The sequence below is a fragment of the Paractinoplanes deccanensis genome, from assembly GCF_016862115.1.
Classification (GTDB): Bacteria; Actinomycetota; Actinomycetes; order Mycobacteriales; family Micromonosporaceae; genus Actinoplanes; species Actinoplanes deccanensis.
Map to the genome: position 1 here is coordinate 1 of NZ_BOMI01000052.1, position 6,135 is coordinate 6,135.

The window sequence follows — 6,135 nt, forward strand, 5'->3', positions numbered from 1 at the left end:
GGTGGGCGGGCTCTGTGGTGGGCGGGCTCTGTGGTGGGCGGCTCTGCGGTCGGGGCACGCCTTAGGCTCGTCCGGTGACTGACTTCGCCACCGCCGTGGAGCGGCTTCTCAACCAGGTGCGCCACTGGGAGGCCCCGCGCTGGCGCGCCGACGGCCGCGGCGACCGGGTGTATGCCCTTGTGCAGCGCCTCGCCGACCTGGGCGCCGACGCCGAGGGCCGCCCTCACCGCGTCGTGCCCCGCGAGTCCGACCTGGTGCTGCCCGACCAGTTGCGCGTCGTGGCCGACGACCTGCTCGCCACCGGCCGCGCCGACGACACCGCGCTCGCCGCCGTCGACGCCGTAAGAGCCAGCCTCTAGCTGTAGCGCCGTACGAGCCACCGCTAGCGCCGAAGACGCCGTCTCTAGCGCCGAAGACGCCGCCTCTAGCGCCGAAGACGCCAGCCTCGAGCGCCGAAGGCGCCAGCCTCCAGCGCCGTCCGAACGTCGCAGAGGGCGCCGCACCAAGCACAAACCCCCAGAAACTGAAAACCGCCGAGCCCGGCCGCTCGTGGCAGACCGAACCCGGCGGAAATCCGGGGTGTTACCTAGCTCAGGCGCTCCAGGATCATCGCCATGCCCTGGCCGCCGCCGACGCACATCGTCTCGAGGCCGATGCTCTTGTCGTGCCAGTCGAGGGAGTTGAGCAGGGTGCCGGTGATGCGGGCGCCGGTCATGCCGAACGGGTGGCCCACCGCGATGGCGCCGCCGTTGACGTTCAGCTTCTCGATCGGGATGCCGAGGTCCCGGTACGACGGGATCACCTGGGCCGCGAACGCCTCGTTGATCTCTACCAGGTCGACGTCGTCGATGGTCATGCCGGCGCGCTTGAGCGCCTGCTTCGACGCCTCCACCGGGCCCAGGCCCATGATCTCGGGGCTGAGCGCGGTGACGCCGGTCGACACGATGCGGGCCAGCGGGGTGATGCCCAGTTCGCGGGCCTTCGTGTCGCTCATGATCACCACTGCGGCGGCGCCGTCGTTCAGGGGGCAGCAGTTGCCGGCCGTGACGCGGCCGTCGGGGCGGAACACCGGCTTGAGGCCCGCGACGCCCTCCATCGTGACGCCGGGGCGCGGGCCGTCGTCCGTCGACACCACCGTGCCGTCGGGGAGCGTCACCGGGGTGATCTCGCGCTCCCAGAAGCCGTCGGCGATGGCCTTCTCGGCGAGGTTCTGGCTGCGTACGCCGAACTCGTCCATCTCCTCGCGGCTGATCCCCTTGATCTGGGCGAGGTTCTCGGCGGTCTGGCCCATCGCGATGTAGATGTCCGGCAGCCGGTCGTCCTCGCGGGGGTCGTGCCAGGTCTTGCCGCCCTCGGCGAACTCCTTGGTGCGGGCCCGGGCCTCGGCGAACTTCGGGTTCTCCCAGCCGCCGCCGACGAGCGCGCGGGCCTCGGCCGGGAGCCCGTCGGAGTTGCCCCGCGCGTACCGCGAGACGGTCTCGACGCCGGCGGAGAGGAAGACGTCGCCCTCGCCCGCCTTGATGGCGTGGAACGCCATGCGGGTGGTCTGCAGCGACGAGGAGCAGTAGCGCGTGACGGTCGCGCCCGGCAGGCCGTCGAGGCCGAGCTGGGTGGCGACCACGCGGGCCATGTTGAAGCCCTGCTCGCCTCCGGGGAGCCCGCAGCCGAGGTACAGGTCCTCGATCAGGGTCCGGTCGAGCTGCGGCACCTTGTTGAGGGCCGCGTCGATGATGGTGGTGGCAAGGTCGTCGGGGCGCAGATCCTTCAGCGATCCCTTGGCGGCGCGGCCGATGGGGGACCGGGCGGTGGCGACGATGACGGCTTCCGGCATGGAGTCAATTTAACTCGCGGGTAACTTAGCGGGAAGTACAACTTCGTCACACGGCAGTCACACTCCGGTCATGGCCGCCTTGACCACCGCCGGGTAGAGCGCGTGCGCCCAGACCCGGTATCCGTCGGCCGACGGGTGGAAACCGTCGTAGCAGAGCGTGCCCGCGTCGGCCCGGAACACCGCGCCCGTCTCCTCGCCCAGGTCGACCACCGCGCCGCCGGCCGCCGTGACCGCCTTGGCCTGTGCCTTCGCCATGCGGCGGCCGAGCAGCCCGGCCACCTGGCGCAGCGGGGGAGCGATCGCTCGCAGGGCGCCCAGGTCGGGGCAGGTGCCCACGACGACGCGTACGCCGGCGTCCCGCAGGCGGCGCACCGCCGTACCCAATTGGGCCGCGGACTCGTCGGGGCTGCGCAGGCTCGTCGCGTCGTGCGCGCCGATCAGCACCACCGCCACGTCGGGCCGGTCGCCGAGCAGCGCCCGCGCCACCTGGGTGCCGAGGTCGGACGATCGGGAGCCGGCCACGCCCACGCTGGAGAGCAGCACGTGCCGCTCGCCGGTGTCGGCAGTGCCCTCGGCGAGCAGCCGGGCCAGCTGGCCGCCGACCGTCTCGGAGAGCCACTCGACGCCCACACCGATCGCGGCCGAGTCGCCGAGCAGCACCAGGCGCAGCGGCGGCGCCGACACGCGGCCCATCGACGTACGCAGGGCCAGGCCCATGGTCGGCTTCGCGTACCGCCGGGCCTTGGCGGCGAGCACCTCGCCCACCAGGAGGGCGGCACCGCCCACCGCGCCGGCGAGCAGACCGGTGGCCGCCGCCTTGCCGATCCGTGCGTTCAGCCCCGCCATGTCTCGCCTCCCTGCATCAATGATCCTCTGGGGTCCACCCTACGGCGCTCGGAGCCGAGCGGCCGCTGGGAACCGGGGCCGACCGGTGGCCGAACCAGTGGCGCGGCTCGCCGAACCACGGGTGACGGCGCAGGACGGCCCAGCGGCCTTGCGCGCTCACCTCCGTACCCGCGGCCCGCACGGCCTCGTGCGCGGCCTCCTCCAAGCTGCGGACGCCCTCGGCGCCGGTCAGCGCCGTCCGGTCGTCCTCGCCGAGCGTGGCCATCAGGGTCGGCAGCACCACGGCTGCCGCACGGGCGTACCCCTCAGCGGAGGGGTGGAAACGGTCAGAGCCGAACATTCGCACCGGATCCGCCGCGAACATCGGCCCGAGCAGGTTGCCGAGCGAGACCGTACGACCGCCCGCCTCGACCACGGCGACCGTCTGCGCGGCGGCCAGGTCACGGCTCCACTTGCGGGCCAGCCAGCGCAGCGGCGGCTTGATCGGCTGGATGGCGCCGATGTCGGGGCACGTGCCGACCACGACCTTGCAGCCGGCCGCCCGCAGCCGCCGGACCGCGTCGCCCAGATGGCGGACGGCGCCGGCCCGGTCGGAGTAGTGGGTGACGTCGTTCGCGCCGATCAGGATCACCGCGACGTCGGGCTGGTATTCCAGCGCCGCGTCCACCTGATAGGGCAGTCCGCTCGACATGCAGCCGACAACGGCGAGGCGATGCAGCCGTACGGGCCGGCGCAGCCGCCGTGACACCCCGGTCGCCAGCAGCGCGCCCGGTGTCTCGCGGGGACGGTGCACGCCGTAGCCGGCCGCCGACGAGTCGCCGAGGACGACCATGCCGAGCGGCTTGCCGCCGAACTTCGCGCCGTAGACGCCGTCGCCGCGCGGCGGGGGCGCCTCGGCCATCGGGATCACGCGCCGCGCGTCCGCGGCCTGCCGCAGCAGCAGACCGGCCGACAGGGCGGTCACCCCGGCCAGCGCACCCGTCACGCCGCCCAGGACCCGCCCGGCCAGCTTGATCTTGCGCCAGTCCTCCGCGGTGATCTGAATGGTGCTCACGGGCTCCCTCGCTGTCGTGTCAAAAGGACGCCACTAGGGAATTCGAGGCTAACGCGCGTGCGCGAGAGGTAATCATGGCGCGCCCAAGTCATGCTGGAGTGGCGGAGAGGGGAACATCATGGCGAAAACACTGAAACGTGCGGCGGCCTTCAGCGCCCTGACCAAGGCTCTGGTCTCGGGAGCCCGCGGCGGCCCGTCGCTGAGCAAGCGCATCGCGGCCATCCCGCGCATGCTCAAGGCCACGGCCAGTGGCAAGTACGACGGCGGCATGCGCCTCGCGCTGATGACCGCGGCCACCGTCTACGTCGTGTCGCCCATCGACGTCATCCCGGAGGCCTTCCTCCTGGTGCTCGGGCTGGCCGACGACGCCGTCATGATCGCCTGGCTGGCCGGGGCGGTGCTCGCCGAGACCGAGCGCTTCCTGGAGTGGGAGAGGCAGCAGGACCGGATCGTCGTAGTCTAAAGCGTGCGCTACTACGACAACGTCGTCGACATCATCGGGGACACCCCCCTGGTCAAGCTCAACCGCGTCACCGAGGGCATCGCCGCCACGGTGCTGGCCAAGGTCGAATACTTCAACCCGGGCGGCTCGGTCAAGGACCGCATCGCCCTGCGGATGGTGCTCGACGCCGAGGAGGCCGGGCTGCTCGAGCCCGGCGGCACCATCGTCGAGCCCACCAGCGGCAACACCGGCGTCGGCCTGGCCCTGGTCGCGCAGCAGCGCGGCTACAAGTGCGTCTTCGTCTGCCCCGACAAGGTCAGCGAGGACAAGCGGAACGTCCTCAAGGCGTACGGCGCCGACGTCGTCGTCTGCCCGACCGCGGTCGCCCCCGAGGACCCGCGCTCCTACTACAACGTCTCCGACCGCCTGGCCCGCGAGATCCCCGGCGCGTGGAAGCCCGACCAGTACAGCAACCCGGCCAACCCGCGCTCCCACTACGAGCAGACCGGCCCCGAGCTCTGGAAGCAGACCGACGGCCGGATCACCCACTTCGTCGCGGGCGTCGGCACCGGCGGCACCATCACGGGCGTCGGGCGATACCTCAAGGAGCAGGGTGCCGTACGAGTCATCGGCGCCGACCCGGAGGGCTCCGTCTACTCCGGCGGCACCGGCCGTCCGTACCTGGTCGAGGGTGTCGGCGAGGACTTCTGGCCGACCACGTACGACCGCTCCCTGGCCGACGAGATCATCGAGGTCTCCGACTCCGACTCGTTCGAGATGACCCGCCGCCTGGCGAGGGAAGAGGGCCTGCTGGTCGGCGGCTCCTGCGGCATGGCCGTGGTGGCGGCGCTCGAGGTGGCTCGCAAGGCCGGCCCCGACGACGTGGTGGTCGTCCTCCTCCCCGACGGCGGCCGCGGCTACCTGTCCAAGATCTTCAACGACGACTGGATGGCCCGGTACGGGTTCCTCCGCACCGTCGAGGGCCAGCCCACCATCGCCGACGCCCTGGAGAGCAAGGGCGGCGCGATGCCCCCGCTGATCCACGTCCACCCGACGGAGACCGTGCGCGACGCCATCGACTACATGCGCGAGTACGGCGTCTCCCAGCTCCCGGTCCTCAAGGCCGAGCCCCCGGTGGTCACCGGCGAGGTGGCCGGCTCGATAGCCGAGAAGGCCCTCCTGGACGCCCTCTTCACCGGCCAGGCCCACCTGCACGACACCATCGAGCGCCACATGGGCGACCCCCTCCCCATGATCGGCGGCGGCCAGCCGGTGAGCGAGGCCGTGACCCTGCTGGAAAAGGCGGACGCCGCCATGGTCCTGATCGACGGCAAGCCCGCCGGCGTCCTGACCAGGCAGGATTTGCTGGCCCACCTCTCCTGAGCCGTCCCCTGCAGAGCCGATGCCGCCCGGACCCCCGGGCGGCATCGGTTTCATGGGGGCGTTCGACGCACCGGACCCGACTTAGGGCATGACGTGTTCTCGGCCCGAGGTGTCGCATCGGCCCGGCGCCGTTCGTAGCGAAGATGGGCGAACACAGCGTCCGCCCATGACGAGGGAGCAGACATGGCCGAGTACCTCATCTACTTCAACCAGCAGTGGGTCGGCGACCACACCGAGGAGTGGTTCCGCTCCCGCGGGCCACTTGCCGCGGCGGTCGTGGACGAGATCAAGGCAGCCGGGGCGTACGTGTTCGCCGGAGGCCTGGAGGAGGACGGCCCCGTCTTCAGCGCCGACGCCACGAGCGGCACGTTGATGGTCACCGACGGGCCGTACGCCGAAACCAAGGAGTGGCTGGGCGGCCTGACCGTGGTGGACGTGGCCGACGAGGAAACGGCCCGGATGTGGGCCGGCAAGATCGCAGAGGCATGCGGCTGGCCCCAGGAGGTCCGGCGGTTCGGGCGCGGGCCGCAATCCCGGTGATGAGGGGGCCATCAGGCCGTACGGCCTGATGGCCCCTTC

Annotated in this window: 7 protein-coding genes; 4 read left to right on the plus strand and 3 right to left on the minus strand. The window is 71.8% G+C overall.

The window, feature by feature from the left end; all coding sequences use genetic code 11:
- The first annotated feature begins 74 nt into the window (after positions 1–74).
- The gene (locus tag Ade02nite_RS14335) at positions 75–359 is read left to right on the plus strand and encodes a hypothetical protein (RefSeq protein ID WP_203762216.1); all 285 of its coding nucleotides are present in this window, start codon (positions 75–77) and stop codon (positions 357–359) included.
- Positions 360–586: 227 nt separating this feature from the next.
- Here the strand turns inward: Ade02nite_RS14335 and Ade02nite_RS14340 are convergent, their stop codons facing one another.
- Genes Ade02nite_RS14340 through Ade02nite_RS14350 form a run of 3 tightly spaced genes read right to left on the minus strand, consistent with a single transcriptional unit; the run spans position 587 to position 3,731 of the window.
- Positions 587–1,831, minus strand: coding sequence for an acetyl-CoA C-acetyltransferase (locus Ade02nite_RS14340; protein WP_203762218.1), 1,245 nt, complete (start codon positions 1,829–1,831; stop codon positions 587–589).
- A 57-nt stretch (positions 1,832–1,888) separates the two neighbouring features.
- Positions 1,889–2,677, minus strand: coding sequence for an SGNH/GDSL hydrolase family protein (locus Ade02nite_RS14345; RefSeq protein ID WP_203762220.1), 789 nt, complete (start codon positions 2,675–2,677; stop codon positions 1,889–1,891).
- 16 nt (positions 2,678–2,693) lie between these two features.
- Entirely contained in the window at positions 2,694–3,731 is a 1,038-nt protein-coding gene (locus Ade02nite_RS14350; RefSeq protein ID WP_203762222.1) for an SGNH/GDSL hydrolase family protein, read from the minus strand.
- 118 nt (positions 3,732–3,849) lie between these two features.
- Between Ade02nite_RS14350 and Ade02nite_RS14355 the strand changes: the two genes are divergently transcribed.
- The 3 genes from Ade02nite_RS14355 (at position 3,850) to Ade02nite_RS14365 (ending at position 6,096) form a co-directional block, all read left to right on the plus strand.
- Entirely contained in the window at positions 3,850–4,194 is a 345-nt protein-coding gene (locus Ade02nite_RS14355; RefSeq protein ID WP_203762224.1) for a YkvA family protein, read from the plus strand.
- Between the two features lie 3 nt (positions 4,195–4,197).
- Entirely contained in the window at positions 4,198–5,556 is a 1,359-nt protein-coding gene (locus Ade02nite_RS14360) for a cystathionine beta-synthase (RefSeq protein ID WP_203762226.1), read from the plus strand.
- A gap of 183 nt (positions 5,557–5,739) precedes the next feature.
- Entirely contained in the window at positions 5,740–6,096 is a 357-nt protein-coding gene (locus tag Ade02nite_RS14365) for a YciI family protein (RefSeq protein ID WP_203762228.1), read from the plus strand.
- The last annotated feature ends 39 nt before the right edge of the window (positions 6,097–6,135 follow it).